Origin of the sequence: Streptomyces celluloflavus, from assembly GCA_000720995.1 — a bacterium.
In the GTDB taxonomy this organism is placed as follows: Bacteria; Actinomycetota; Actinomycetes; order Streptomycetales; family Streptomycetaceae; genus Streptomyces; species Streptomyces celluloflavus.
Genome location: JOEL01000016.1, coordinates 37,420 through 61,661, shown reverse-complemented (window position 1 = coordinate 61,661; position 24,242 = coordinate 37,420). Strand labels below are relative to the sequence as shown.

At 70.6% G+C, this 24,242-nt stretch carries 23 protein-coding genes; 9 read left to right on the top strand and 14 right to left on the bottom strand.

Annotation, left to right across the window (positions count from 1 at the left end; all coding sequences use genetic code 11):
* Positions 1-292 precede the first annotated feature (292 nt).
* Positions 293-1,018: a DUF4232 domain-containing protein gene (locus tag IH09_RS17365; protein WP_052857195.1), complete on the bottom strand. Its 726-nt coding sequence runs from the start codon at positions 1,016-1,018 to the stop codon at positions 293-295.
* Positions 1,019-1,819: 801 nt separating this feature from the next.
* Here IH09_RS17365 and IH09_RS17360 point away from each other — a divergent pair.
* The gene (locus IH09_RS17360; protein WP_052857194.1) at positions 1,820-3,013 is read left to right on the top strand and encodes a cytochrome P450; all 1,194 of its coding nucleotides are present in this window, start codon (positions 1,820-1,822) and stop codon (positions 3,011-3,013) included.
* Between the two features lie 22 nt (positions 3,014-3,035).
* Here the strand turns inward: IH09_RS17360 and IH09_RS17355 are convergent, their stop codons facing one another.
* The 4 genes from IH09_RS17355 to IH09_RS17340 all read right to left on the bottom strand — a co-directional run bounded on the left by IH09_RS17355 (position 3,036) and on the right by IH09_RS17340 (position 6,701).
* A complete protein-coding gene (locus IH09_RS17355; RefSeq protein ID WP_052857193.1) occupies positions 3,036-4,220 on the bottom strand; it encodes a Gfo/Idh/MocA family protein in 1,185 nt (394 codons plus the stop codon).
* A 378-nt stretch (positions 4,221-4,598) separates the two neighbouring features.
* Complete coding sequence (locus tag IH09_RS17350; RefSeq protein ID WP_110952375.1) at positions 4,599-5,456, bottom strand: alpha/beta fold hydrolase; 858 nt, start codon at positions 5,454-5,456, stop codon at positions 4,599-4,601.
* Between the two features lie 42 nt (positions 5,457-5,498).
* Complete coding sequence (locus tag IH09_RS37345; RefSeq protein WP_110952374.1) at positions 5,499-6,212, bottom strand: phosphotransferase; 714 nt, start codon at positions 6,210-6,212, stop codon at positions 5,499-5,501.
* Between the two features lie 75 nt (positions 6,213-6,287).
* Complete coding sequence (locus tag IH09_RS17340) at positions 6,288-6,701, bottom strand: YciI family protein (RefSeq protein ID WP_052857190.1); 414 nt, start codon at positions 6,699-6,701, stop codon at positions 6,288-6,290.
* A gap of 282 nt (positions 6,702-6,983) precedes the next feature.
* On the opposite strand from IH09_RS17340, the gene IH09_RS17335 reads away from it, so the two are divergent.
* The gene (locus IH09_RS17335; RefSeq protein WP_052857189.1) at positions 6,984-7,517 is read left to right on the top strand and encodes a GNAT family N-acetyltransferase; all 534 of its coding nucleotides are present in this window, start codon (positions 6,984-6,986) and stop codon (positions 7,515-7,517) included.
* A 255-nt stretch (positions 7,518-7,772) separates the two neighbouring features.
* On the opposite strand, the gene IH09_RS39940 is transcribed toward IH09_RS17335, so the two are convergent.
* The 3 genes from IH09_RS39940 to IH09_RS17325 all read right to left on the bottom strand — a co-directional run bounded on the left by IH09_RS39940 (position 7,773) and on the right by IH09_RS17325 (position 11,294).
* Complete coding sequence (locus IH09_RS39940; protein ID WP_275126262.1) at positions 7,773-7,898, bottom strand: hypothetical protein; 126 nt, start codon at positions 7,896-7,898, stop codon at positions 7,773-7,775.
* Between the two features lie 334 nt (positions 7,899-8,232).
* The gene (locus IH09_RS17330) at positions 8,233-9,879 is read right to left on the bottom strand and encodes an MFS transporter (protein WP_110952373.1); all 1,647 of its coding nucleotides are present in this window, start codon (positions 9,877-9,879) and stop codon (positions 8,233-8,235) included.
* Positions 9,880-10,631: 752 nt separating this feature from the next.
* Positions 10,632-11,294: a ScbR family autoregulator-binding transcription factor gene (locus tag IH09_RS17325; protein WP_052857188.1), complete on the bottom strand. Its 663-nt coding sequence runs from the start codon at positions 11,292-11,294 to the stop codon at positions 10,632-10,634.
* A 176-nt stretch (positions 11,295-11,470) separates the two neighbouring features.
* Here IH09_RS17325 and IH09_RS17320 point away from each other — a divergent pair, with 176 nt between their 5' ends.
* Entirely contained in the window at positions 11,471-12,454 is a 984-nt protein-coding gene (locus IH09_RS17320) for a ScbA/BarX family gamma-butyrolactone biosynthesis protein (RefSeq protein ID WP_110952372.1), read from the top strand.
* Positions 12,455-12,829: 375 nt separating this feature from the next.
* Positions 12,830-13,594, top strand: a complete 765-nt coding sequence (locus IH09_RS17315; RefSeq protein ID WP_052857187.1) for an SDR family oxidoreductase — start codon at positions 12,830-12,832, stop codon at positions 13,592-13,594.
* A 64-nt stretch (positions 13,595-13,658) separates the two neighbouring features.
* Here IH09_RS17315 and IH09_RS17310 read toward each other — a convergent pair whose 3' ends face one another.
* The 3 genes from IH09_RS17310 to IH09_RS17300 form a co-directional block, all read right to left on the bottom strand.
* The gene (locus tag IH09_RS17310; protein WP_052857246.1) at positions 13,659-14,321 is read right to left on the bottom strand and encodes a 2OG-Fe(II) oxygenase; all 663 of its coding nucleotides are present in this window, start codon (positions 14,319-14,321) and stop codon (positions 13,659-13,661) included.
* 140 nt (positions 14,322-14,461) lie between these two features.
* Positions 14,462-14,977, bottom strand: a complete 516-nt coding sequence (locus IH09_RS17305; RefSeq protein ID WP_052857186.1) for a methylated-DNA--[protein]-cysteine S-methyltransferase — start codon at positions 14,975-14,977, stop codon at positions 14,462-14,464.
* Between the two features lie 181 nt (positions 14,978-15,158).
* On the bottom strand, positions 15,159-16,703 hold the full coding sequence (locus IH09_RS17300; protein ID WP_052857185.1) for an AlkA N-terminal domain-containing protein: 1,545 nt from the start codon (positions 16,701-16,703) through the stop codon (positions 15,159-15,161).
* 204 nt (positions 16,704-16,907) lie between these two features.
* Between IH09_RS17300 and IH09_RS17295 the strand changes: the two genes are divergently transcribed.
* Positions 16,908-17,606 (top strand): DUF1349 domain-containing protein, encoded by a 699-nt coding sequence (locus tag IH09_RS17295; protein ID WP_094792991.1) that lies wholly within the window; start codon positions 16,908-16,910, stop codon positions 17,604-17,606.
* A gap of 61 nt (positions 17,607-17,667) precedes the next feature.
* Here IH09_RS17295 and IH09_RS17290 read toward each other — a convergent pair whose 3' ends face one another.
* Positions 17,668-17,895: a hypothetical protein gene (locus tag IH09_RS17290; protein WP_052857184.1), complete on the bottom strand. Its 228-nt coding sequence runs from the start codon at positions 17,893-17,895 to the stop codon at positions 17,668-17,670.
* A 284-nt stretch (positions 17,896-18,179) separates the two neighbouring features.
* Here IH09_RS17290 and IH09_RS17285 point away from each other — a divergent pair, with 284 nt between their 5' ends.
* Together IH09_RS17285 and IH09_RS17280 are read left to right on the top strand one after the other, a co-directional pair.
* Positions 18,180-18,665, top strand: a complete 486-nt coding sequence (locus IH09_RS17285; RefSeq protein WP_052857183.1) for a MarR family winged helix-turn-helix transcriptional regulator — start codon at positions 18,180-18,182, stop codon at positions 18,663-18,665.
* Positions 18,666-18,712: 47 nt separating this feature from the next.
* Positions 18,713-19,324 (top strand): HD domain-containing protein, encoded by a 612-nt coding sequence (locus IH09_RS17280; RefSeq protein WP_052857182.1) that lies wholly within the window; start codon positions 18,713-18,715, stop codon positions 19,322-19,324.
* A 295-nt stretch (positions 19,325-19,619) separates the two neighbouring features.
* Here IH09_RS17280 and gcl read toward each other — a convergent pair whose 3' ends face one another.
* Positions 19,620-21,401 carry a glyoxylate carboligase gene (gcl, locus tag IH09_RS17275; RefSeq protein WP_052857181.1) on the bottom strand — a complete coding sequence of 594 codons (1,782 nt, stop codon included), beginning with the start codon at positions 21,399-21,401 and terminating at the stop codon, positions 19,620-19,622.
* A 263-nt stretch (positions 21,402-21,664) separates the two neighbouring features.
* On the opposite strand from gcl, the gene IH09_RS17270 reads away from it, so the two are divergent.
* Both IH09_RS17270 and IH09_RS17265 read left to right on the top strand, forming a co-directional pair.
* Positions 21,665-22,453, top strand: coding sequence for an alpha/beta fold hydrolase (locus IH09_RS17270; protein ID WP_052857180.1), 789 nt, complete (start codon positions 21,665-21,667; stop codon positions 22,451-22,453).
* Between the two features lie 409 nt (positions 22,454-22,862).
* Complete coding sequence (locus IH09_RS17265; protein ID WP_052857179.1) at positions 22,863-23,183, top strand: hypothetical protein; 321 nt, start codon at positions 22,863-22,865, stop codon at positions 23,181-23,183.
* A 117-nt stretch (positions 23,184-23,300) separates the two neighbouring features.
* Here the strand turns inward: IH09_RS17265 and IH09_RS17260 are convergent, their stop codons facing one another.
* Positions 23,301-23,906, bottom strand: a complete 606-nt coding sequence (locus tag IH09_RS17260; RefSeq protein ID WP_052857178.1) for a DUF6197 family protein — start codon at positions 23,904-23,906, stop codon at positions 23,301-23,303.
* Positions 23,907-24,242: the final 336 nt, after the last annotated feature.

Here is a 24,242-nt window from a genome sequence, read left to right as displayed (position 1 = left end):
GGGCTTCCGCCACGCGGCTGGGCGGCGCCAGCCACGGGGGTCGTCTCCCGGTCGTAGACGGTTATCGGCCGTCAGATCGTGTTTCCAGGAGGTGAGTCCGGTGGTGTGTGCCCTCAGGTGCCGGACTCGTACGTCGTCCCTCGCCGGGCCCGGCAGACTGCGGCCGTACAGCTACGGACCACGAACGCTCACGTACCCCAACTCGTCCCATCCACACGGCAGTTGCGCGCACCGCACCGTCACCACCTTGAGGGCGGTCGGCCGGCCCAACCGGCCCGTTTCGACGGCGATGTCAGCCCAGCGAGCCCGCCTCCACCGTGGTCACCGTGAACCGGCCGCCGCACACCCGCAGTCCGCCGCTCTGCGTGGTCATCGACTCCTTCGAGCCGGGCGGGTAGACGTAGACGAGCTGCGAGCCGGACCAGCACGGAGTGTCGGTGACACCCTCGTTGAGCGTGTGCAGCAGGACGTGCGCGCTCTGCCCCGGCTTCAGCCGCACGACCTGGCCGGCGGCGCCCTCCCGGGAGGCGGGCACCCCTATGGTCGAGCCGTCACGCAACATCAGCGAGACGCCGGGGTAGCCGCGCAGCGAACACGCCGTCTTCCCCTTGTTGGTGAACACGAGGGGGTAGTGGATGTTGCCCGCGCCGATGTCGGAAGCGCCGAGGCGCAGCGACATGTTGGCGGCGGTACAGCGGTCCGACGCCGACATCGGCGAGGTGTTCGCCTGTCCGGCGCTCACGGCCTTTCCACCGGGCGCACCGTTGGCGGGCCGCGCCTTGCCGTCGGAGGTGCCGGAAGTGCCCGATGCGGCTGGAGATTGCGCCGTGCCGCCGGTCGACTGCGAGCCGTTGCCGGTGTCTCCCGCTCCGGTCGTGACGTGCGTGGCGGCCGACGAGGGGCCGGACGCGCTGCCCGTCCCGTCCTGGCAGGCGGTCAGCGTGAGCGCGGCGACGGCGATCAGCGATCCAGCGGCGACACGACGGCCGTGGCCGAAGGTCTTGAACGTGAGCGACATGGGTCTCCCCCTCGTCAGGTGAGTGCTTACCCTCGTGCTGTGGGTGCGGACGGTCTTACCGCCGCTCTTCCAGAGTGACCCCGAGTACTGCCGGTCCGCTAACGAGGCGCTAACGCACCACTAACGAAGCGCCCCGGCCCGGCCTCCGCGCCGCTCGGCGGGGCCTGGGCGCCGCTCTCTCCGCCACCGTTCCGGATGGCCGGGGCGGCACGCGGCGGCGCCACACCGAAGTCGGCGAAGCCGGGGCGAACACGCACGCAAGCCTATGCCGACCGGGCCCGGCACCAAGCCGATGCAGCCACCCTGGCCACGGCGCGATACCCAAGCGACACCATGAAGCGCCGAGATGGCGCCTACGTGACACCTACGCGGCATCGGCGTGGCGCACTCAAGGATCGATACGGACTCTCAGCATCCTCATCGCCCCGCCAGGCGCACACCGGGCATCACCTCCGGACCGGCGCCACCGGCGACCGCACAACCAGGAGCACCGTCGGACACACCGCCACCATCGGGCGCACCAGACGACATCACGTCCGGCACCTCGTGCGACCAAGGCCCGCCCGCGCCCTCCCACCAGCCGTTCAGGGCGACTTGAGCATGCGGCGATCCGCGATGCCGACGAGCCAAACCGGCCTTCCGACGATCGAGCACCGCCACTGAATCCGGCGGCCTGACGACCCGTCACCCCATCTCACCTCACCCGCGGATGCCACACTCGCCGAGCCATCAGGGTTGCAATGGTGCCACATCGGCGCCATAGTGGCGTCACCGCATCACCCGTACGGAAGGGGAAGTTCGATGACCATCCTCGCTGACCAGTGGGGCATCCATCCGCAACACTTCTGGCTGCGCGGGCGCCGGCCGGAACAGCCCATACATTTCGACGAGAAACTGGGCATGTGGCACGTCTACGGTTATCCGGAGGCGCTCGCGGTCCTCAGCGATCCGAAGACCTTCTCGTCCGAGACCGCACGGCTGTTCCCCGTCGAGATCGACCAGTCGGTCTTCGAGGGCAATCTGGTGCAGATGGATCCGCCGCAGCACGGCAAACTGCGCAAGCTCGTCAGCCACGCGTTCACCCCGAAGACCGTCGCCGACCTCGCGCCGCGGATCAGCAGGCTCACCCACGAACTGCTCGATGCGGTGGCGGACCGGGACCGCATCGAGCTGGTCGCCGATCTCGCGTATCCGCTGCCGGTGATCGTCATCGCCGAACTGCTGGGTGTACCGAGCAGTGACCGCGATCTGTTCAAGGAATGGGCGACCACATTCTTCGAGAGCACGAACCAGTTCTCGCTGACCGACCACAGCGAAGAACAGGAACGCGACTTCCAGGCCCAGATGGATCAGACCGGAGTCCTGCTCGCATACCTCCGTGAGCACACCGCCGAACGCAGGCGGAAGCCGCGGCAGGACCTGCTGACCCAGCTCGTCGAGGCGGAGGTCGACGGCGAACGGCTCACCGACATCGAGGCGGTGAACTTCGCGAGCCTCCTGCTGCTCGCCGGGCACATCACCACCACCATGCTGCTCGGCAACACGGTGCTCTGCCTGGACCTCCACCCCGACGAGGCGGCTCGGGTGCGCGCCGACCGTTCGATGGTGCCGACCGCGATCGAGGAGTCGCTGCGGTTCTTCACCCCGTTCGCGCTGACCCACCGGGCCACCACCACCGAGGTGGAGATCGCCGGACAGCGGATCCCCGCGGACCGCATGCTCGCGGTATGGGCCGCGGCGGCGAACCGGGACGGGCGCCAGTTCGCCCGCCCCGAGGTGTTCGACCCGGCCCGGAACCCCAATCCGCACCTCGCGTTCGGCCGCGGCATCCACTTCTGCCTGGGCGCACCGCTGGCCCGGCTGGAGGGCCGGATCGCGCTGAACATCCTGCTGGACCGCTTTCCCGAGCTGCGCACGCACCCCGACGATCCGCCGGTCTTCCTGCCGTCGCCGGACCTGACCGGCCTCGGCGCACTGCCGCTCCGGACGGGATGACACCCGCCGGCCGCTCCCCGGGCTACTCCCCCGGCCGCTGCCCCCGCTCGAAATACGCCCGCAGCTCGTCGTCCAGCGGTGGTACGTCGTACGGCCGGCCGCCGGCGCGCAGCGAGCGGGTGGCGGCCTCGCCCGCGGCCACGCTCATCCGGGCCGAGACCGGGGAGGTGTCGGTGGCACCGCCCTCGCGTACGAACCGGACGAATTCCTCGATGATCCGGGCGTCGGCACCACCGTGCGAGCCGTCCGCTTCCGGCACTTGGTGGTGCGCATCACCGTCGGGGCGGTAGCCGGACGGGCCGGTGTTCCACACCCGGACGGTGTCGCCGGGGCCGTCACCGAAGTTCTCCAGCCGCCCTTCGGTGCCGATCACGGTGTAGTTGCGCCAGTAGTCGGGGGTGAAGTGGCATTGCTGGTACGCGGCGATGACGCCGTTGTCGAGCTGCATGTTCAGCACGGACACGTCCTCGACGTCCACCACGTCGTGCAGATCGCGGCGGGCGGTCGGCGGCCAGTCGAACTCGCGCAGCCAGCCGTCCGGGCGGGGGGTGCCGGGGCCGCGGCGGGGCAGATCACCGTAGACAAGGAGGTCGCCGAACGCGTTGACCCGCCGGGCGTAGCCGCCGGCCAGCAGGTGGATCACATCGAGGTCGTGCGCGGCCTTCTGAAGGAGCAGACCGGTGGTGCGGCGGCGGTCCGCGTGCCAGTCCTTGAAGTAGTAGTCGCCTCCGTACGAGACGAAGTGCCGGGTCCACACCGTTTTGGGCTCGCCGATGTCACCGCGGACGATGATGTCGTGCATCAGCCGGACAACGCCCATGTGCCGCATGTTGTGGCCTACGTAGAGGCGTGTGCCGGTCCGGTGGGCGGTGCGCAGGATGGTGTCGCAGCTCTCGGCCGTGATCCCGAGGGGCTTTTCGAGGTAGACGGGCTTGCCCGCGCTCAGGGCATCACAGGCGATCCGTTCGTGGGTGTCGTCGGGGGTGGCGATGATGACCGCGTCGACGGTGTCGTCGTCGAGCAGCTCCTGGTAGATGCCGGTGGCGAGCCGGGCGCCGAACCGCTCGGCTTCCCGGTGGCGTACCCCTGGGTCGAGATCGGCCACCGCCCCGACCCGGGAGCCACGGCCGGGCCGGTGCGCCGCGGCCGCCAGGTTGCGGCGCAGCCCCAGCCCGATGACACCGATGCTGAGGTCTTCTTCTCCCATGAGGTAACCGCCTCTCCCGCTGCTCACATGGTGCCGGTACGTCCCCGGCGTAGTGGTGACGTACCGACGACATAGCGACGACGTGCTGCTGATGTGCCGTCGGGGTACCGCCCGTGTGTTCCGGTGGCTCCTACCTACCCAGGAGGCGGGCGGAGTGGCCACATCGGCCGGCGCGGTGGCGGGGGGGCACCTGTGGCAGGGCGATGGGCCCCACCCGTAGCCACTCAACTCACCCGTAGCAACAATGGAGTTCGCGGAGATACTCCTCCGGTCTGTCGTCGAGCAGAGCCGGTGACAGGTCCGCCCGGCCCGGTTCGCGCCACGGGATCGCCAGGCAAGGGTGGGCCGCGCGGGACTGGCAGCCGATGCGGAACCGGGTCAGTCCCAGAACTCCCGCAGGGCGGCGTTGACGGCGGCGGGCTCCTGGGTGTGCGGGTAGTAACCGGGCACCCGCAGGAGGAGGCCCCCGAGGGAGTCCGTGAGGGACTCGGCCACGGCCATGAGGGGGAGCCCCACGTGCTCGCGGTACGCGGCCGGCGCGCGCTCCCAGGTTCCGCAGATCACCAGAGTCGGCAGGGCGGCGCCCCGGACCACCTCCAACGGGATCTCCGCCTCCCAGATGGGCCGCTCCCTCATGGAGGTGGCAACGGCACGGAGCCGGCGCGACGTGGGCTCGGGCACAGCCATGCCCAACCCCTCGGTGGACGCACGCAGATACTGCTCCGGCGTGACGCCGTCCGGGATGCTCGGGGCACCGTCGCGCACCCGGTCGAGGAGGTCGGCGACGACTGGATGGTGCGCGGCGGCGGTGAAGGCGGAGGGCTGGATGAGGGCGAGGGAGCGGACGAGGTCGGGCCGGCGCGCGGCGGCGATGAGCGCGGCGACGGCGCCGTTCCCGTGCCCCACGAGGTGGGCGCCGCCGAGCCCCACGTCGGAGGCCCCGTCGCCGAGAACCTCCACGATGTCCTCGGCGTCGACGTCGAAGTCGCTGCGCGCGGTGTCCGGGCTGTCGCCGTAGCCCCGGCGGTCTATCAGGAGGAGCCGTCGGCTGTCCGCGAGGGGCCGCTGCCCGGCAAACCCGTACATGGAGTCGCTGCCCCAGGTGAAGATGTTGTGGATGAAGAGGGCGGGGGCGGCAGCGGCCGCTGGGGTCACCGGGGCCCCCGAAGCTGTCGGGGCCCGGCCTCCTCCGACCCGATCGCGGTCATCCCACACGGTCACGTGCACGGCTGCCATAGGTCATCCTCCCGAAGCTGCGGAACATCAACTCCCGTGAGGCTAAGCCTCGATCCACGGCTGCTGCCTGTGGATGACGTTGGGGAAAATGGAGGAGTGTCTTGTGACTTGCGATGATGGGAGTTCTTCACGCTTCCGGCACACGCAATCGGCAAGGCACTTCCGAGATGCGGGTTGCCCATACGCTGGCGCGCGCTCTCCGCTGCGTTCGATGACCCAAATCTGGTCGCGCGGGCCGGGCTGGTCCCGGTGATGCGGCCGGTCGAGCAGTGTGGTCTGCCGCGACTGGTGACGGAGAAGGCCAAGGCGACCGGGGTGAGGGACGGTGCGGGTGCGGCGGCGGACGCGAAGGTCACCAGCGGCGTGGGCGGCATGGCCGCAGGCGCAGACAGCGTCGACGCCCCCCACGACCTCGACTTCCTGCGGCACGGTGCGATGCCGACTCCGTTCGGCGGTATCCGTGCCCCCGCCGCGCTCAGCACCTTCCTGCGCGCGTTCTCCTATGGCCATGTCCATCCAACTCCACGCCGTGGACAGGAAGTTCCAGTCAACGACATCGGTGTCGCGCGGCGCGTCACCCTGCCCGTCGAAGAGCGCATTGCCCGGGTGGGCATCCCGGTGGAGGAAACCGCGGCTGCCGGCACGTCCGTACCGCGGAGCAGGGAGCGCACGGCGGCTTCGCGGGTGAGCAGCCCCACCGCATGCCGGACGAAGAACGGCTTGGCGAAGGACCTCGGCACCAGCCAACGGGCGCACCGGTTCCGGTGATGCGCAGGCGCCGCATCTCCGCTGTCCGGTCGGAGCCGTTTCCGCGAAAGCGCGACTACTGCGCTACCGCGGTGCGTCTCCTTGCGGTGTCGGCGCCGACATGGTCTGGCGTACCTCGATGGGCATGTTCAGCGGGGCGCCGCCGGGACCCGGTGCGGTCGAGAGGAACGCGGCGATCTCGATCGCCCGATCGGGGCCCGCGCAGTCGACGATCCAGTAGCCGGCCAGGAATTCCCTGGTGTCGGGGAAGGGTGCTTCGGTGATCCGGGGCGGGCCACCGTCGTCCGCACGCACGATCTTGGCCGTATCAGGCGCCGCCAGCCCCTGCGCCTCGACCAGTTCCCCGCTCTCGGCGAGCTTCTTGTCGGCGGCCTTCATGAACGCGATATGCGCCTGGACCTCGTCCGCCGACCACGTCGAGATCGGCGGGATGTCGGTCGTCGTCTCGCTGAACTGCATCAGCAGCATGTACTTCATGACCGGCTCCTCGGTCTCTCGCGCCGCACTCGGGCGGCGCCCTTCCGGCGGTGGTCTTCGGGCGGGGCTTCTCCCGCAGTACGCTTCGAGCGCATTTCTGGTCAGATCTACGGAAAAGTTAACGGTCCGGGACGTGATCGGGCGGCAGCGACTCCACGTCTCGCACGGCTTCCGGGCCGCTGATCGCCCGCCCCACGCCCCGTCCACACCTGGACCGGCATCCGCCGAATACCGCATTCGCCGATTACCACCGCGCCCTCCGTATTCGAGAGGATGGGCGACATGATCGAGATCCGCACCCCCCGCCTCATCCTCCGCCGCTGGCACGACGACGACCTCGCCCCCATGGCGGACATCAACGCGGACCCGCTGGTCATGCGGTGGATCGGCGACGGCTCCGTCCACGACCTGGACCAGACGGCGGAGGCCATCGAGCGCTGGGAGGAGGAATGGGACGACGAGGGCTTCGGGCTCTTCGCCGTCGAATTGCTGGCCTCGGGCGAGCTGGCCGGGTTCGCGGGTCTCTCCGTACCCGAGTACCTGCCCGAGGCGCTGCCCGATGTGGAGATCAGCTGGCGCCTCGGCCGCCAGTTCTGGGGCCAGGGCTACGCGTCCGAGGCCGCCCAGGCCGTGCTGGAGTTCGCCCTCCAGGACCGCGGCCTCGACCGTGTCATCGCCATCGACCGGATCGGCAACACCGCCTCCGAGAACGTGATGCACAAGCTCGGCATGACCGCCGAACGCGAAACGACCCACCCGGTGACCGGTCACGCGCTGTGCGTATACGGCATCGACCTCACGGAGTACCAAGCCTGAGCCGCGTGCGTCCGGCGAGCCGGGGTGCAGCCGGAACCCGCCCGGCGACGCGGGACCGGCGGGCGGGCAGGCAGTGCAGACATCGGCCACCGGATACCGCCACGGGCTCCGGTGACCGCCGACCGGCGGCTGTTGTTCGGCGACCGGTATCCGGTGATCGGTATCCGGTGATCGGTATCTGGTAATCGGTGACCGGTGACCGGCGGGTCTCGTCGCCGGGCGCCGAAGGTGTCGTCGGCCGCCGAAGGCGAGACGTCAGCGGGCTGCTTCCCGCGACGTTACGAGTTCCAGGCCGGGGATCTCGATTTCGCCGACGGTGACGGTGACGGTGACCAGGTTGTCCCGTGGCGGTATCCGGCGCCCACGGGACGTAGTGGCCATCGGTCAGGTCCGGGAACGTGAAGGCAGCGTTCTGGCCCGTGACCGTGTATCCGGCGATCACGCCGTCCCGGACGAGGCTGACGGCGCGTCGGCCGACGGCGGCCCCTCCGTGCCGGTTCTGTCCGCCGATCGGCCTGATGCTCGCGCGTACGACCGGCGCCCGGCCGGCGCGCCCGCCGAACCCCGCACCCGCCCACGGACCCCGGCGGAGGCATCACCCCCGGGCAGGGCAACGGAGTCCGCGGCGGAGGCGGCGACCGGGGCGGACCTGGCGGGCTACGGGGTGCCCGATGAGACCGCCACGCGGCGCGGACGGACCAACGTATCCAACCGTTTAGTCGGTTTTAGCCGGAACAGCAGCGTCCGCCGAGGCCCTCCGCTGACCAGAACCGACCGGCCCGGCGGCCGCCGCCGCGCCCGCACCTCGCACACTGCCGACACCCTCCACGCCGCCTTCACCCGTCGCGTCCGCCTCGTCCGTCGTGCCATCCGTACTACGGGCGACCAGCGTCGGCCGGGCCGTCTTCCGCTGCGCGGGCAGGAACGCGGCCACGACCACACCGATGACGACCGCGGCCGTGGCGATCAGGAAGGAGACGCGGAAGCCGCTCAGGGTGGGCACCGTCACCGGGCCCATGCGCAGGGACATATGGGCGAGCACCATGCCGATCACGGCGCTGGACACCGACGTACCGATCGAGCGCATCAGGGTGTTCAGGCCGTTTGCCGCACCGGTCTCGGACGGGTCGACGGCCCCGATGATCAGCGCGGGCAGCGATGAGTACGCGAGGCCGATGCCGGCGCCGACGACGATCGCGACGATGACGGTCTGCCAGGGGGCGCTCATCAGGCCGATACCCGCGCCGTAGCCGATCGCGATGATCAGCATGCCGAGCAGCAGCGAGGACTTGGGACCACGCCGAGCGGCGATCCGCGCGTACAACGGGGCCACCAGCATCATCGTCAGGCCCAGCGGCGCCACGCAGAGCCCGGCCACCACCATCGACTGACCGAGGCCGTAGCCGGTGGATTTGGGGAGTTGCAGCAATTGCGGCAGGACCAGCGAGATCGCGTAGAACGCCACTCCGACCGTGATCGAGGCGAGGTTGGTGAGCAGCACCTCGCGGCGGGCACTGGTGCGCAGATCGACGAGCGGGTCGGCGATGCGCAGCTCCATCACGCCCCAGAGCAGCAGGATCAACGCGGCGGCACCGAACAGACCGAGGGTGGTGGGTGAACTCCAGCCCCAGTCACTGCCCTTGGTGATGGGCAGCAGCAGGGTGACCAGCCCGGCGGAGAGCCCGATGGCGCCCGCCACATCGAAGCGGCCGGGGGCGCGGAGCGGGGTTTCCGGGACGAAGAGGACGGTGAGCGTCATCGACAGCACGCCGAGGCCGGCAGCGGTGAAGAACAGGGTGTGCCAGTTGGCGTATTGGGCCACCAGGGCGGCGACCGGCAGGGCGAGTCCGCCGCCGACGCCTATCGACGAGCTCATCAGGCCCATCGCCGAGCCGAGCCGTTCGCGCGGCAGCTCGTCGCGCATGATGCCGATGCCCAGTGGAATCGCCCCCATGGCGAAGCCCTGAAGCGCCCGGCCGACGATCATGACGACGAGGTCGTTGGTGAACCCGCAGATCAGCGAGCCGACAACCATGACGGCGAGGCTGGCCAGCAGCATCCGGCGCTTACCGTACAGATCACCCAGGCGCCCCATGATGGGTGTCGCGACGGCGCCGGCGAGGAGGGTGGCCGTCATGACCCAGGTGGCGTTGCTGGGTGCCGTACGGAGCAGCGTCGGCAGGTCCTTGATAACCGGCACGAGCAGCGTCTGCATCACCGCGACGACGATGCCGGCGAAGGCCAGGACCGGGACGATGCCCCGGCCGGTTCTGCGGGGGCCGCCCGTGGTGGGGTCGGACACCGGGTGCGCGGCGCCGGTCGTCGCCCTCCCGGGTATGTGGTCCGTCGGCGTCTGCGTCATACGTGCGGCCTCCAGGGCGGCAGAGTGCGTCTCGTCAGGGATGCGAGCGGGGTGTTCGCGGAACGGCAGTTCAGCGGTTCCGCGGTTCCAGTGGAGTTCCGGATGCGGCAGCGGGGGCGTCGTGTGGCGGAGTCGAGCAGGGCGGGGCAGGTGGCGTCCGGCGGGACGGCTGAACGGTTCGGAGCGGGGCGGGCGGTTGAACTGCCGGCCGGGCGGACGACCGGGCGAGTGGACTGCCGGCCGGCAGGACGACGGACGGCCCGGTCACCGAAGCACGGCAGGGATGGCAGGCCCCGGCAAGGGCGACCGCTTGGCCGGAACAGTCTTACGCACTAAGGGAATTGACAAGAACTCACGGATACTCACAGGCGTTGTCAGGCAGGGACATGGCGCGGGCGTTGTGGGCGTGGACGTTACGGGCCTGGCGGCCGGGCCGATGGAGGCGCCCGGTACGTGCATACCGAACGCATTATCTCCGAACCGTATTCCGGATTCCGGCATACGGAGCCAACTCCCGGCCACGGGCGACGGTACGTCCCCGCACGGCTCGCGATCCGCCACCCACCGCCCGCTCACCGGGCCCTGCCCCAGCCGCCTCCGTCGCCCCGCCGACAACAGGCGCCGAGCACCGCGCCCCACACAGACCGGAGGCGCCGCGAAATCGCGGCGCCTCCGACCGTAAGGGCGCTATTTAATACCGGACGTGCGGTATTTTTTCTCCCGAATCACACCTCACGACAGCACCAAAATTCTTACCGCGCCGCCACGTCGGCCATCCGCCCCCGCCGAAGAGCCTCCTCCAGCCGCGCACCACGCTCAGAATCCAGGTCGAGCCTGACCAGGACGGAGGGCACCGCAATGCTGGGCATGGTGTGCTCGAAGAAGACCGTCAACCGGCGGCTGAGGTCGGCTCGGTTCGAGAACGCCTGCGACATCATCTGCAACCCGGCGAAGGCGCCGACGAACAGCTCTGCGGTCTCACGCACCACAACGGTCTCCAGGAGCTCACCACGCCCCCTCGCCTCACCCAGCAAGCCCTCGACGAACTCGCCCCAGGACGCCATCGACCGCCTGCGGTCCAGGTGGTTGGAGCCCTGTTCAACCGCCAGACGGGCGGCGCCGCGCTGGATCGGGTCGTCCCGCAGCCGGTAGGCGAGAACCTGGCCGGCGTCCACGAATTCCTGCAGCTTGATCTTCTGCGGCTCCACCGCGATGTCCACCACCTGCTCTTCGAGCACGGCGAGGGCGAGCTGCTCCTTCGACGCGAAGTGAAAGTAGAGGGCGCCTTTCGTCATGCCGGCACGCTGAAGGACTTCGGCGATGGTCGCCCGGTCGTAGCCATGCTCGTCGAAAACCGACGCCGCCGCTTCCAAGATCGCTCGCCGGGTCCGGATCGCACGATCCTGCTGTGCCATAGGACGCCTCCTGTCGATTGAAGTTTTCACGTTCAGCAACAGTTAGCCACTACAGCCCAATCCCCCCGGATCGACAACTTGCTCCTCTTCGCCGCCCTGGCGTAGAAAATAAAACCGGATGGTACGTATCTTAACAGCGTTCGAGACCATCCCGTAAAAGACGCCTGGGGGCAGTCATGAGCGACACGATGCACGTCGGCACCACGGTTCGGCCGGGGGACACGCACCCTCTGCGACCGGCACCGAACGAGCGTCCCGTACCGCTGCCCCGCCCGAACACCGACGTGCCCGGGGAGTTCGTGCACCGGCCCGCCGCGGAGGACGTACTGATCACCTCGTGGCGCCGGCTCGACGCCACCCATTTCTCCTTGACCGCCCGGTGGCCGCACGACCACACGTACTTCACGCCCAGTCACGGCCGGCACCACCCCATCCTCACCGGCGAGACCATCCGGCAGGCGGGGCTGCTGCTCTCGCACGCCGAACTCGGCGTACCGGTCGGCCATCACTTCATCCTCGGCGACCTGGTGTACACGACGCACCCCGAACGTCTCACCGTGGGCAGCAGCCCCACGGAGGTGACGATCGAGGTCACCGGCAGCAGGCTGCGGATGCGGGCCGGCGCACTCGTCAGCGGCCGCTTCGACATGAGCATCCGCGAGGAGGGCCGGATCGTCGCGACGGGCCATTCCAGCGTCACCGTCACCGCACCCCCCGTCTACCGCCGGATCCGCGGCGCGCGCCTGACCGCACGTCACGCCGGCTGCCCGGTCCGGCCGCCGGTCGCGCCCCGGCTGACCGGGAACGCTGACGACAGCGATGTCCTGCTCGCCCCCTGCGATCAGCCGGACCGGTGGCTGCTGCGCGTCACGCCCGGCCACGCCGCGGTCGTGAACCCGGCGAACGACCACGTCCCGGGGATGGTGCTGCTCGACGCGGCGCAGCAGGCCGCGCGCGTCGTCACCGCGCCCGGCCCGTTCGTTCCGTACGCCTTCGGTACCGAATTCCGCCGCTATGCCGAACACGGTCTGCCCTGCGTGATCGAGGCGCATCGTGTCCCGTCGGCGATTCCCAGCACCACCACGGTCCAGGTCACCGGGTACCAGGAGGGCGAGCCGGTGTTCGCCTCCACCCTCACGGCGCTGGACGTGCGCACCTGAGGGGGCGTCGGGCGCGGGTCGGTCGGCCAGCCGGTGTACGGCATGGTCCGCGGCGCGGTAGGGCCAGGTGCCGGCCACCGATGAACGCCCATGGCCGCCGGGGAACGAGGACTCAGGAGCGGCTCGCAGCATGGGGCAGTGACATGAAATAACATGAATCAGTGCATAGAAGCACGAAAAAGCATGAAGAAGTGCGAAGAAGTGCGAAGTGCTCGGTGGAGTACGTAATCGTCCAGAATGACGGTCGGCCACGAGCGGCGGTTCCCATACCCGGCGTCCATCGTCGGCGATGAACGCCACGGCGGGACATAACGATCCGTACCAATCCACAACAAATAACAACGGACAAGAGACAAAAGGAAGGCTCAATCGATCATGGGTGACCTGAACGGAAAGACCGCGCTGGTGACGGGATCCAGCCGGGGCATAGGCCGGGGCATTGCTCAGCGTCTCGCGCGGGACGGCGCGCTGGTGGCCGTCCACTACGGAAGCAACGACGTCGCGGCCAAGGAGACCGTGGAACACATCGCGGACGCCGGCGGCCGGGCTTTCCTGATCGGTGCGGAACTCGGTGTTCCGGGGGATGCCGAGGCGCTCTTCGCCGCTTTCGACGCCGAACTGGCGGCGTACGGCGCGGAGTCCGGTCTCGACATCCTCGTCAACAATGCCGCGCTCAGCATCCCCGGACACGTCGGCGAGGTGACGCCCGAGGACTTCGACCGCACCATCGCGGTGAACACCAAGGCACCGTTCTTCGTGATCCAGCACGGGCTGCGGCGGATGCGCGACGGCGGGCGCATCATCAACATCTCGTCGGCGGTGACCAGTACCGCGTTCCCGTCGACCATCGCCTACTCGCTGTCGAAGGGAGCGGTGGACACCCTCACCCTCACCCTCGCCAAGGACCTCGGCGAGCGGGGGATCACGGTGAACACCGTGGCTCCGGGTTTCATCGAGACCGATATGAACGCGGCGCTGCGGGCGACACCCGAGGCGCACGCCCAGTTGGCCGCCATCTCCGTGTTCAACCGGCTCGGCAAGCCCACGGATATCGCGGATGTCGTCGGGTTCCTCGCCTCCGACGACTCCCGCTGGATCACCGGTCAGCGGTTCGACGTCTCCGGCGGCTCGATGCTCTGACGCCCGGCGCGCTCCCGCGCCGAACGCCCCGGGGCGCGCGCCTCGCCCGGGGGCGGGGCCGTCCTCAGGCGTCGTGGAAGACCAGGCCCAGCGTGTGCCGGCGGCCGGAGCGGACGGTGCTCACGCCGTGCCGGACCGGCCCCGCCGACCAGCCCCGGGCGGAACGTACGGGGCGGTCGCGGGTGGTGAAGATCAGGCCGTGCCCCTGACGCAGCACGGTCGTGGTGCCCCGGGACTGTGCTCGGGGGCGCTGCTCGACGAGGAGGAACTCCCCGCCGGTGTAGTCCGTTCCCTGTTCGTCGAGACCGATGACCACCTGGAGGGGGAAGACCAGATCGCCGAAGACGTCGCGGTGCAACGCGTTCCAGTCCCCCGCCCCGTAGCGCAGCAGGATCTGGGCGGACTTGGTCTGCCCGGCCTCATGACACCGCGTCAGCCACTCCCCCAGTGTGTCGGGCCAGGGCGCCGGCCGGCCGAGCCGGTCGGCCCAGTCGCGGGCGATGGTCAGCAGGTACGGGTAGAACGCCTCGCGCAGCGCCTGGACCGGTTCGGGGAGCGGTTCGGCGAAATAGCGGTACTGGCCGGAGCCGAAGCGGTGCCGGGCCATGTCGACGGTCGTCCGGAACCGGTCGGCCTCGTCGTACAGCTCGATGAGCCGACGGCACTCGGCCGGGTCCAACAGGCGCGGGGTCACCGCGCAGCCCAGGGCGTCGAGTTCGCCGGCCACCGCCGGCCAGTCGGCTGCGGCGACCCGCGCGCCGAGGGTGGCGGAGAGGGCGGAGCCGGTGGGGTGCGCGGATGGGGGCGGTACTCGGTGGGATGTGGTCGTGGACACGGGTCACTCCAGGGAGGCGGGCGGGGGCGGGATCAGGCGGCGTCCGGCGCGGCGCCCTCCAGACCGAGCAACTGCTGTTTGCGTGCCAGGCCGCCCGCGTAGCCGGTCAGCGATCCGTCCGCGCCGATGACGCGATGGCAGGGCCGGACGACGAGCAGCGGGTTGGCGCCGATCGCCGTACCGATGGCGCGCACCGCACCACGCACCGCGCCGATGTCGGCGGCGATCCCTCCGTAGGTGGTCGTGGTGCCGTACGCAATGGCTTCCAGTGACTTCCAGACGCGCTGCTGGAAGTCCGTGCCCCTGGTGACGTACTCGATGGTGAAGCGCGTCAGCCTGCCGTCGAAGTACGCGCGGAGCTGGTCGGTGATGTCGGCGAACGCGGCGGGGGCGTACGTCCAGTCGTCCTGGACCGTCGCGCCGCGCTTCTGTCCGGGCACGGACAGGGAGGCGAGTGCGGTACCGCCCTGCGCGGTGGCCGACTCCTCCCCCACCAGCAGGAGTTCACCCAGCGGGCTGTCAAAGGTCGAGTAGAGGGTCGTGGTCATGGTCCTGGTCCTGTTCTTTCCGTGAAGGGTGTGGGGTCGGTCCGGCGTCCCTGGTGCCCGATCGGGGGCTCGGGCTGTGCTGCGTTGGCCGGTGGAGCCGTTTCAGCGTGGCCGGAGGTGGCTTGAGCGTGGTCGGGGACGTCTTGCGGACATGTTGAGATCGCTTATTCGCGATTCGGGATCACGTGTGGGCGATCCGGGATCGCTCGGGGGCACGCTCGTGGGATACGAGGGCGGGTTCGGGTCGGTCGGAGGGCTCTTCTCCCGGGTGCGGGGCGTTCCAGAAATGGTGCATCGCGTACGAACGCCAGGGCCGCCAGGTATCGGCGTGCGCCGCCGAGGATCCGGCGCGGAGCATTCCGGCGCGGAGCGCCACATCGCCCGTCAGCAGCACGTCCGGGTCGCCCAGGGCGCGCATCCGGATGTAGCCGGCCGTCCACGGGCCGATCCCGCGCAGCCCGAGAAGTGCGCGTTCCGCCTGGTCACGGTCGGTTCCGGCGTCCAGGGTGACCGTACCTTCGGCGAGCGCGGCGCTCAGGGTGCGCAGGGTCTCGCGACGCGCTCCGGGCATGCCCAGCTCGGCGAGCGAGACCGTGGCGAGGTCCTGGGACCGGGGGAAGAGATGGGTGAGCGCGCCGGACGGTTCCGGCAGCGGGTCTCCGTGGGCGGCGACCAGCTTGCCACCCAGCGTGCGGCCCGCGGCGACGGACACCTGCTGGCCGAGTACGGCGCGCAGGGCGAGTTCGTGCGTGTCGGCGGCGCCCGGGGAGCGCAGACCGGGGCACCGGGAGACCAGCCCGGCCAGGACCGGGTCCGCGCCGAGCCGTTCGGCGACCGCGTACGGATCGGCGTCCAGGTCGAACAGACGGCGCACGCGCTGGGTGGCGGTGGTGAGATCGCGCAGCTCGGAGAGGTACAGCCGGCACTCCAGCCAGCCGTCGCCGGTCACCTCGTCGACCTCCGCGATACCGGGGCCGTTCGGCAGTCGCAGGGTGCGCCGGTAGGTACGGCCGCCGGGCTCCCCGCCGATGTCCTCGATACCGGTGATCGCGCGCCGCTGGAGGTGGTCGAAGATCTGCCGCGCGGCGTACGGGCCGCGGAACGGCAGCCGGAGCGCCAGCCCGCCGGATGCGTGCTGCGGGGCCACCGGGCCGAACCGCGCGCCGCGTCCGGGGCGGGCGGCACGCAGCTCGCTCGGGGTGAGGGCGTAGATCTCCCTGATCGTGTCGTTGAACTGCCGCACGCTGGCGAACCCGGCCGCGAAGGCGATCTCCGTGGCGGGCAGGCCGGTGGTCTGGAGCAGGACACGGGCGGTGTGGGCGCGCTGCGCCCGTGCCAGTGCGACGGGTCCCGCGCCCAGCTCGGCGTTGAGCTGCCGCTGCACCTGCCGGGCGCTGTAGCCGAGCCGGGCCGCGAGGCCCGAGACGCCCTCCCGGTCGACGACGCCGTCACCGATCAGCCGCATGGCGCGGCCGACGACATCGGCGCGGGCGTTCCACTCGGCGGAGCCGGGCACCGCGTCGGGGCGGCAGCGGCGGCAGGCGCGGAAGCCCGAGCCCTGGGCGGCCGCGGAGGTGGGGTAGAAGGTGACGTTGTGGCGTCGGGGGGTGGTGGCGGGACAGCTCGGCCGGCAGTAGATCCCCGTCGTGGACACGGCGAAGAAGAACGCGCCGTCGAATCTGGCATCCCGGCTGCGCACTGCCTCGTATCTGCTGTCCTCGGTCATCACAGACTCCACTGTGCAGCAGGTGGGAGGCGAACGCTGGCGGAAATCGGACGCGGCGCTGGGCCGCCGGACGGGCGTTCCGTAGGCTCGCGGAAGATCACCGCCGATCGTCGAAGCGCGACCGGCGGGATCGGTGGGATCGGTGGGAACAGCAGGCCGGCGGGCCCGGCGGAACGAGCGGAACGAATGGAGCAGGGACACCTCATGGACGAGACACGCCACGCCGGGACGATCGATGACGCCGGGACCCACGGTGACACCGGGGCAATAGGTGACGGCGCCGTCGAGGGCGGAACCGGCGGCGTGCCGCGGCCGGTCGCCTGGAGCGACGCGGTCTGGCTCAACCCGCCCCCGGCCGTGTCGCAGGACGCCGAAGGGCTGCTCGTGACGGCACGCGGCCACAGTGATTTCTGGCGTACGACCAGCTACGGGTTCATCCGCGATGACGGGCACGCCCTGCTGACGGGACTGCCCGACGGCCACGCCGTGGAGGTGGCGTTCGTGGCACGGTTCGACGAGCTCTACGACCAGGCCGGTCTGATGGTCCGCGTCGACGAGCGGACATGGATCAAGGCCGGCATCGAGATGTCCGACGGCGTCCCGCACCTGGGTGCCGTCGTCACCCGCGGGCAGTCGGACTGGTCGCTGTCCCCCGTTCCCGACTGGGCGGGCCGCCAGGTCACCGTGCGCGCCAGCCGGACCGGCGATGCGGTGACCCTCCGCGCGCGCTGCGAGGACGGTCCGTGGCGGCTGATCCGGCTGGCACCGCTGGACCCGGGGGCGGCGGCATCCGCGGGCCCGTTCTGCTGTTCACCGCAGCGGGACGGGCTCCAGGTGCGGTTCACCCGCTTCACGCTGGGGCCGGCCGACACCGCCCTGCACCTCGATGCCGGGGGCCACTGACGCCAGTCCACCGAGGGCGGAGTGCGGCGGGGCCGCGGGGAACGGCCTGACCGCCGTCTCCTCAGGCCGATGGCATGGGCCAGTCGTCCAGGTTGCCGCCGCGCCATTCGACGAGACGGGGGTCGTCGAGCGCAATGTCCTCGGCCGGTTCCGCGACCCCCGCCCGGCGCAGGAATTCGGCGACGTCGCCGCGGCCGTGGGCCAGACCGACGATCTGTCCGTGCACGGTCACCCGTCGGCCACCGGATGGCGTCGGCGGGTGCACGATGACAGGCGGATGCTCGGTCATGCCTCCAGCCTGCGCCGGGCACCGCGCCCGCGCACCTCGGCGGCCCGGCACCTCGGCGACGCGGAATCGCGCGCACCCGGCGAGCGCACCGTACGTGACATGCACTCCACCACGGCGGTGGCGTCGTGCACGCAGGACAGTGGAGTCGCAGGTGCCGCGCCTCCCCCGCTCGCGCCGCCCCGGAGGCACCACCGGGTAGGTGGGCGTGCCGGGCATTCGCCCGATCGGCAGCCACCGGGAGCGTTCAACTTCGAGGCTCCAAGCACTCCTCGTACGCTGCCCCTATGACGACATCGCCCCCGACGGAACTGACCCGGCAACTCCTCATCGCCGTCCGTGACGTCATGAGCATGTCCCATCTCCGGCTCCGGGCGCCCCTCGACCGGCTGGAGCTGACCGCGCCGCTCTCGGACGCCCTCTGGGCGCTCGACCCCGGGCTCCCCTCCCCCTCGATGAAGGTCCTGGCGGGCCAGCTGCACTGCGATCCGTCCAGCGCCACGTTCCTGGTCACCCGCCTGGAGCGGCAGGGGCTCATCGAGCGGGTGCCCGATCCCGCCGACCGGCGTTCCAAGACGGTGGAGCTGACCGCCAAAGGGGCCCGGGTACGCCGCGAACTGATCGAGGCGATGGTCGCGCGGTCACCGCTGTCGGCGCTCGACGCCGCGGATCAGGCCGCGACTCTGCGGTTGCTCCGCAAGGCGCTGACACGGTCCGCCACACCGGAGACCTCGGCCGCGGACCCGACGGGAGCGGCGGACCGCACGGCGTGACCGGTGCGCCGGTACGGCGGCGGGGACCCTGCGCGACAATCGCAGCCATGACTGTTGATGATCTTGCGATCGATGACCTGGTGATTCCCGATACCTCGGTGTGCCGCGCCGCGCTGGAGGTGGCGACCGAGTACTGCCCGCCCGCGCTGCTGAACCATTCGGTGCGCGCGTACCTCTGGGCGGCCGCATACGGGGCGGCGAACGACATCGCCTTCGACGCGGAGCTCCTCTACGTGGCCGCCACGCTCCACGACATCGGGCTGGTGAAGGAGTTCGACAGCCACACCGTGCCGTTCGAAGCGGCGGGGGGCCATGTGGCGTGGGCCTTCGCGGCGGGCGCCGGCTGGCCGGTATCGCGGCGGATGCGGGCCTCCGAGGTGATCGTCCGGCATATGTGGGACGAGGTGGACGTCTCACTGGACCCGGAATCACACCTGCTGGTGTTCTCCACGTCGTTGGACATCTCCGGACGGCGTACCGACGCCGTCCCCGCGGGCCTCCGCGCCGAGGTGCTGGAGCGCTACCCGCGCCTGGACCTCGGGGACGAATTCGTCGCCTGCTTCAAGGAGCAGGCGGACCGCAAACCGGACAGTTCCGCGGCGGCCGCGGTCCGCAACGGCATCGCCGGCCGGATCGCCGCCAACCCGCTGGACGGCTGAGCGGAAGCCCCGGCCAGCCGGGGGGAGCTGGCCGGGGCGGCTTGGGTGCGGGCACCGGGGGTGGTCGCCTCTCGGCGAAAGCGCTGTGGGGCTTCAGCCGAACGATCGTCCCCACAGGCGGAGGGTGCGGCCCGGGGACACAGTCCCCTCGGCGCCCGCACTCAATTGAACGGTGAACAAAGGGTGGACGTTCCCTGTGGAGAACGTGACGGTGCTCACGCCGCCGGGCGTCACCGCCCCGTCCGGCACGTAATCCGCGTGCCCTCCGCACGGCGTACTCCGGGGTCGCCCGGCCTCAGACCTTGAGCGGTTTGATCGCGGTGGGCGCGTGCCCCGGCTCGGTGGCGATCTCCTCGAACTCGTTGACGCCGCCGATATCGCCGGCACTCATCGCGATGTTGGTGACCCGCTCCAGGATCACCTCGACGATCACCGGGACGCGGAACTCGGCGGCGAGCCTCCCGGCTTCTTCGAAGGCCGTCCGCAGCCGCTCGGGCGTGGTCACCCGGATCGCCTTGCAGCCCAGCCCCTCGGCGACCCTGACGTGGTCGACACCGTAGACACCCAGCTCGGGTGCGTTGATGTTCGCGAACTCCAGGCTGACCTGGAAGTCGATGCCGAGACCGCGCTGCGCCTGGCGGATCAGCCCCAGGTAGGCGTTGTTCACCAGGACGTGGACGTAGGGGATCCGGTGCTGGGCGCCGACGGCCAGCTCTTCGAGCAGGAACTGGAAGTCGTAGTCCCCGGAGAGGCCGACGACCGGGGCCGTCGGGTCGGCGGTGGCGACGCCGAGCGCGGCCGGGACCGTCCAGCCCAGCGGGCCGGCCTGGCCGCAGTTGATCCAGTGGCGCGGCCGGTAGACGTGCAGCAGCTGCGCTCCGGCGATCTGGGAGAGGCCGATGGCGGTCACGTACCGGGTGTCCGGGCCGAACGCCTTGTTCATCTCCTCGTACACGCGCTGCGGTTTGATCGGCACATCGTCGAAGTGCGTACGGCGTTGCAGCGCGGCCTTGCGCTCCTGGGCGGCGGCGGCCCAGGAGCTGCGGTCCGGCAGCTCACCGGCGGCGTCGAGTTCCCTCGCCACCTCGACGAAGAGCGCCAGTGCGGCCTTGGCGTCCGAGGCGATGCCGTAGTCCGGGGCGAAGATCCTGCCGATCTGGGTGGGCTCGATGTCGACATGGACGAAGGTGCGGCCCCGGGTGTAGAGGCCCAGCTCGCCGGTGTGGCGGTTGGCCCAGCGGTTGCCGATGCCGAGGACGAAGTCGGATTCCAGGAAGGTCGCGTTGCCGTAGCGGTGCGAGGTCTGGAGGCCGACCATGCCGGCGTTCAGCTCGTGGTCGTCGGCGAGGGCGCCCCAGCCCATCAGGGTGGGGACGACCGGGGTGCCGGTCAGCTCGGCGAACTCGGCCAGCAGCTCGGCGGCGTCGGCGTTGATGATGCCGCCGCCGGCGACGATCAGCGGCCGCCGCGCCGCGTTGAGCAGCGCGACGGCCTTCTCGGCCTGGGCGCGGGTCGCGGCCGGCCGGTACGACGGGAGCGGCTGGTACGTCTCGGGGGCGAACTCGATCTCGGTCAGCTGGACGTCGATCGGCAGGTCGATGAGGACCGGACCAGGGCGGCCGGAGCGCATCAGATGGAACGCCTGCTGGAAGACGCCGGGGACCTGCGCGGCCGCCCGCACCGTGGTCGCGGCCTTGGTGACCGGGCCGGCGATCGCGGCGATGTCGACGGCCTGGAAGTCCTCCTTGTGCAGCACTGCGGTCGGCGCCTGGCCGGTGATGCACAGGATCGGGATCGAATCGCCGATCGCGGAGTAGAGGCCGGTGATCATGTCGGTACCGGCGGGGCCCGATGTGCCGATGCAGACGCCGATGTTGCCGGGGGCGGCCCGGGTGTAGCCCTCGGCCATGTGCGAGGCGCCCTCGACATGGCGGGCGAGGATGTGTGCGATGCCGCCCGCGCCCTTCAGCGCCGCGTAGAAGGGGTTGATCGCCGCGCCGGGCACTCCGAAGGCGTGGGCCACGCCCTCACGCTTGAGGATCTCCACTGCGGCGCGGGCGGCTGTCATCCGGGGCATCGCGTACTCCTGCGTCGGCCGGTCAGGGGCGGGTCCGGCCGAGGGGCCGGACACTTTTCCAGATTACGGAATCCATATTTTGCCTTCCGGAAGGAAAGTAGAGCGCGGCGCCTTGCCCGTCAAGGAGGGCAGGAGGGCCCGCAGGCTCCCTCAACCGCGGTTCGGCACACGTCCACGCGGACCGGATAACCTCTCCCCCGTCCGCGGGACTCCTTCGCGGCCCACCCCCTTACGCCAGACACCGCAGATCAGGAGCGAAGTCCGTGCGCAGTGCCGCCGTGACGCCGCAAGGCGACCGCATACGCTGGATCGAGCTGCCCGGCCGCGCGGACGCCGGGCCCGCCCGGGTGTATCTGCACGGCCTGGGCGCCGCCTCGTTCGCCTACTTCGGCGCGACGGCCGTACATCCGCTGCTGGCCGGACGGCGTTCCCTGCTGATCGATCTGCTCGGCTTCGGCCTCAGCGACCGGCCCGCGACCTTCGACTACACCCTGGAGTCGCACGCGGACGCGCTGGCCGCCGTCCTCGACGCGGCGGATGTCGCCGGTGCGGAGGTCATCGCGCACAGCATGGGCGGGTCGGTGGCCATCGTCCTCGCCGCCCGGCATCCGCGGCTGGTGTCGCGGCTGGTGCTGGCGGACGCCAATCTCGATCCGCTCGAACCCGCCCGCGGCGCACCGGGGAGCCGCGGAATCGCCTCGTACACGGAGGCGGAATTCCTGGCCGGCGGCCGGGAGGAGATCCGGGCGGCGGCCGGCGCCCTGTGGTGGGCCACCATGCGCCTGGCCGGGCGGGAGGCGCTGTACCGCAGCGCGGTGCATCTGGTCCGCGGCAGCTCACCGGCCATGCGCACCCTGCTCCGGGACCTGGACATCCCGCGTACGTTCCTCTTCCCGGCCGCCGACGGCCCGCTCCCCGGCGCCGACGAACTCACCGCAGCGGGCGTCGCGGTGGTACCGCTGCCCGATTGCGGCCACAACATGATGCTGGACAACCCGGACGGGTTCGCCGCCGCCACCGCGACCGCCCTGGCCGCGGAATCGCGGTCCTGAGCGGACGGGCCGGCTGCGCCGCGTCTCCCGCCATCCACCGCGGGCTCGACCGATTTCCGAATTGGCCGATATCCGGCGCAACGATGTGGTCAACAGGATTCGCCGGGTGCCCGACCGTCTCGGGAGTTGCCGCACAACTCCCGGAATTCTCCCATCCGTTGGCCGTGCGTACGGTACCGGAGCGGAGAAGGCGACGACATCGCGAACGAGCCGCCACCACGCTCTCGGCATGGCGGAAATACCACTCCCCGCGGCGTCACCGCCATGCCATGATCGTCACCATATTCATTCGGTACTGCACGGTTGAATGCGTCGCACCACCGAATACAGTGCACGGCTGAATGTGCTGCTTTATTGCCGGCCTGCACCATAAATGAACCCGCACCATGAACGAACGGAATGGTGACCCATGCGTCGGAACACAGTCGGCGGTCTCGCGGCCGGCGTCGCTCTCGCCGGAGCGCTCATCGGGGCGGCACCGGCCGCTCAGGCCAGCACGCCGGGGACCATGTCCCTCAATTGCGTGAACGAATACATCGGCGACAACGGCTCGCAGTCCTTCTACCACGTGCAGTGCGGAGTGACCGAGCCGACGACATGGTGGGCCAACGTCGCCTGCTCCAACGGCAGCGTCAACACCACCGGGCCCTACAACTCGTTCCGAGAGGTGTACGTGTACTGCCCCGCGGGAACACAGGCGCAGCGGGGCTGGGTCACCAGCAACGGCTGACCGAATAGGAGCGGCATTTCCCGTCCGCAGCGGCATATTGCCGGTAGGCGTGAGCGCTTCGCCTGTCCGCGTCAACGCATTCTTCTTTCCGCGTCGGCGCATTGCCGTCCCCATAAGTCAACGGCCCGCCGCTGCGGCATTCGCAGCGGCGGTTTCGACGAGTTGAATCGCTTCCTCCGCCCTGCGGCCCGGCACCTGATTCCAATCGCCGATCAGGCCGGGCCAGCCCCGCCGCCGCAGTTCCATCAGGATGTACCGGGCCGCCTCGTGCGCCGTTTCCGCCGTGCCGACGCCGAGTCCGTCGACCGCCGTGCAGATCGCACCGCAGACACAGCGCCGCCCACGCAGGTCGCGGAGGCGGTGCGGTTTCTGCTGCCAGCCCCACCGGCGGAGGATTTCGGCGGCGACGGTGAGCTGGGTGCTGGGCCGGTGGGAGAGATCGACGCGGGTGCGGTGGGCCCAGTCGGGGAGGACGCGGGCAAGGCGGCCGGGGAGGCGGACCTCGACGGCGGGCCGGGTGCCGTGGACGGGGATGCCGCGGAGCGCCTCGGCAACCAGCTCGTCGACGGTGGCGGTCAGCAACCTGCGGGCGGCGGAGTCGGCGGGGGCGGTCCGTTCCCATCCGGCGGTGACACCGGCCCATGCCTCGGCCTCCGCCACCGGGATGACGGCCCGGCCCGCGGCACGGTCGAGGGCGGCGGGGGTCAGGACGGGCGCCGGCACGGGTCAGCCCGCCCTCGCGGGGCCGCCGGTGGGGGCACCGTTCTTGGGCAGGGCGGCGCCCGTCACCTGCGGATGCGCCCGGGATCTCTGCATCACCCGACAGAGGGTGCCTGATATGACCGGACATACATCGAATTACCCGAAGACCGCACCTGGGCGGCACCCGAACAGCGGGCGGACGCGCTCCGGGCCGGGCCCAGCCACACGCCTTACCGCCCCGCCCGCCATGGGGCGCGACGGCGTCCGAGCGGCCCACGGGTCACACCGCCGTGACCAGCTCAGCCTCCTCGACTTCCTCACCCAACTGCGCCGCCCCACACCCCAGTTGCCTCACCG

Excerpts from the sequence above, each read along its gene's own strand:
- IH09_RS17330 (WP_110952373.1), bottom strand. The coding sequence starts at position 9,879 with ATGACGCAGACGCCGACGGACCACATACCCGGGAGGGCGACGACCGGC.
- IH09_RS17340 (WP_052857190.1), bottom strand. The coding sequence starts at position 6,701 with ATGAAGTACATGCTGCTGATGCAGTTCAGCGAGACGACGACCGACATC.
- IH09_RS17325 (WP_052857188.1), bottom strand. The coding sequence starts at position 11,294 with ATGGCACAGCAGGATCGTGCGATCCGGACCCGGCGAGCGATCTTGGAA.
- IH09_RS17360 (WP_052857194.1), top strand. The coding sequence starts at position 1,820 with ATGACCATCCTCGCTGACCAGTGGGGCATCCATCCGCAACACTTCTGG.
- IH09_RS39940 (WP_275126262.1), bottom strand. The coding sequence starts at position 7,898 with ATGGCCACTACGTCCCGTGGGCGCCGGATACCGCCACGGGACAACCTG.
- IH09_RS17300 (WP_052857185.1), bottom strand. The coding sequence starts at position 16,703 with ATGACCGAGGACAGCAGATACGAGGCAGTGCGCAGCCGGGATGCCAGA.
- IH09_RS17280 (WP_052857182.1), top strand. The coding sequence starts at position 18,713 with ATGACTGTTGATGATCTTGCGATCGATGACCTGGTGATTCCCGATACC.
- IH09_RS17350 (WP_110952375.1), bottom strand. The coding sequence starts at position 5,456 with ATGGCAGCCGTGCACGTGACCGTGTGGGATGACCGCGATCGGGTCGGA.
- gcl (WP_052857181.1), bottom strand. The coding sequence starts at position 21,401 with ATGCCCCGGATGACAGCCGCCCGCGCCGCAGTGGAGATCCTCAAGCGT.
- IH09_RS17305 (WP_052857186.1), bottom strand. The coding sequence starts at position 14,977 with ATGACCACGACCCTCTACTCGACCTTTGACAGCCCGCTGGGTGAACTC.
- IH09_RS17355 (WP_052857193.1), bottom strand. The coding sequence starts at position 4,220 with ATGGGAGAAGAAGACCTCAGCATCGGTGTCATCGGGCTGGGGCTGCGC.
- IH09_RS17315 (WP_052857187.1), top strand. The coding sequence starts at position 12,830 with ATGGGTGACCTGAACGGAAAGACCGCGCTGGTGACGGGATCCAGCCGG.
- IH09_RS17335 (WP_052857189.1), top strand. The coding sequence starts at position 6,984 with ATGATCGAGATCCGCACCCCCCGCCTCATCCTCCGCCGCTGGCACGAC.
- IH09_RS17285 (WP_052857183.1), top strand. The coding sequence starts at position 18,180 with ATGACGACATCGCCCCCGACGGAACTGACCCGGCAACTCCTCATCGCC.
- IH09_RS17320 (WP_110952372.1), top strand. The coding sequence starts at position 11,471 with ATGAGCGACACGATGCACGTCGGCACCACGGTTCGGCCGGGGGACACG.
- IH09_RS17265 (WP_052857179.1), top strand. The coding sequence starts at position 22,863 with ATGCGTCGGAACACAGTCGGCGGTCTCGCGGCCGGCGTCGCTCTCGCC.
- IH09_RS17365 (WP_052857195.1), bottom strand. The coding sequence starts at position 1,018 with ATGTCGCTCACGTTCAAGACCTTCGGCCACGGCCGTCGTGTCGCCGCT.
- IH09_RS17295 (WP_094792991.1), top strand. The coding sequence starts at position 16,908 with ATGGACGAGACACGCCACGCCGGGACGATCGATGACGCCGGGACCCAC.
- IH09_RS17290 (WP_052857184.1), bottom strand. The coding sequence starts at position 17,895 with ATGACCGAGCATCCGCCTGTCATCGTGCACCCGCCGACGCCATCCGGT.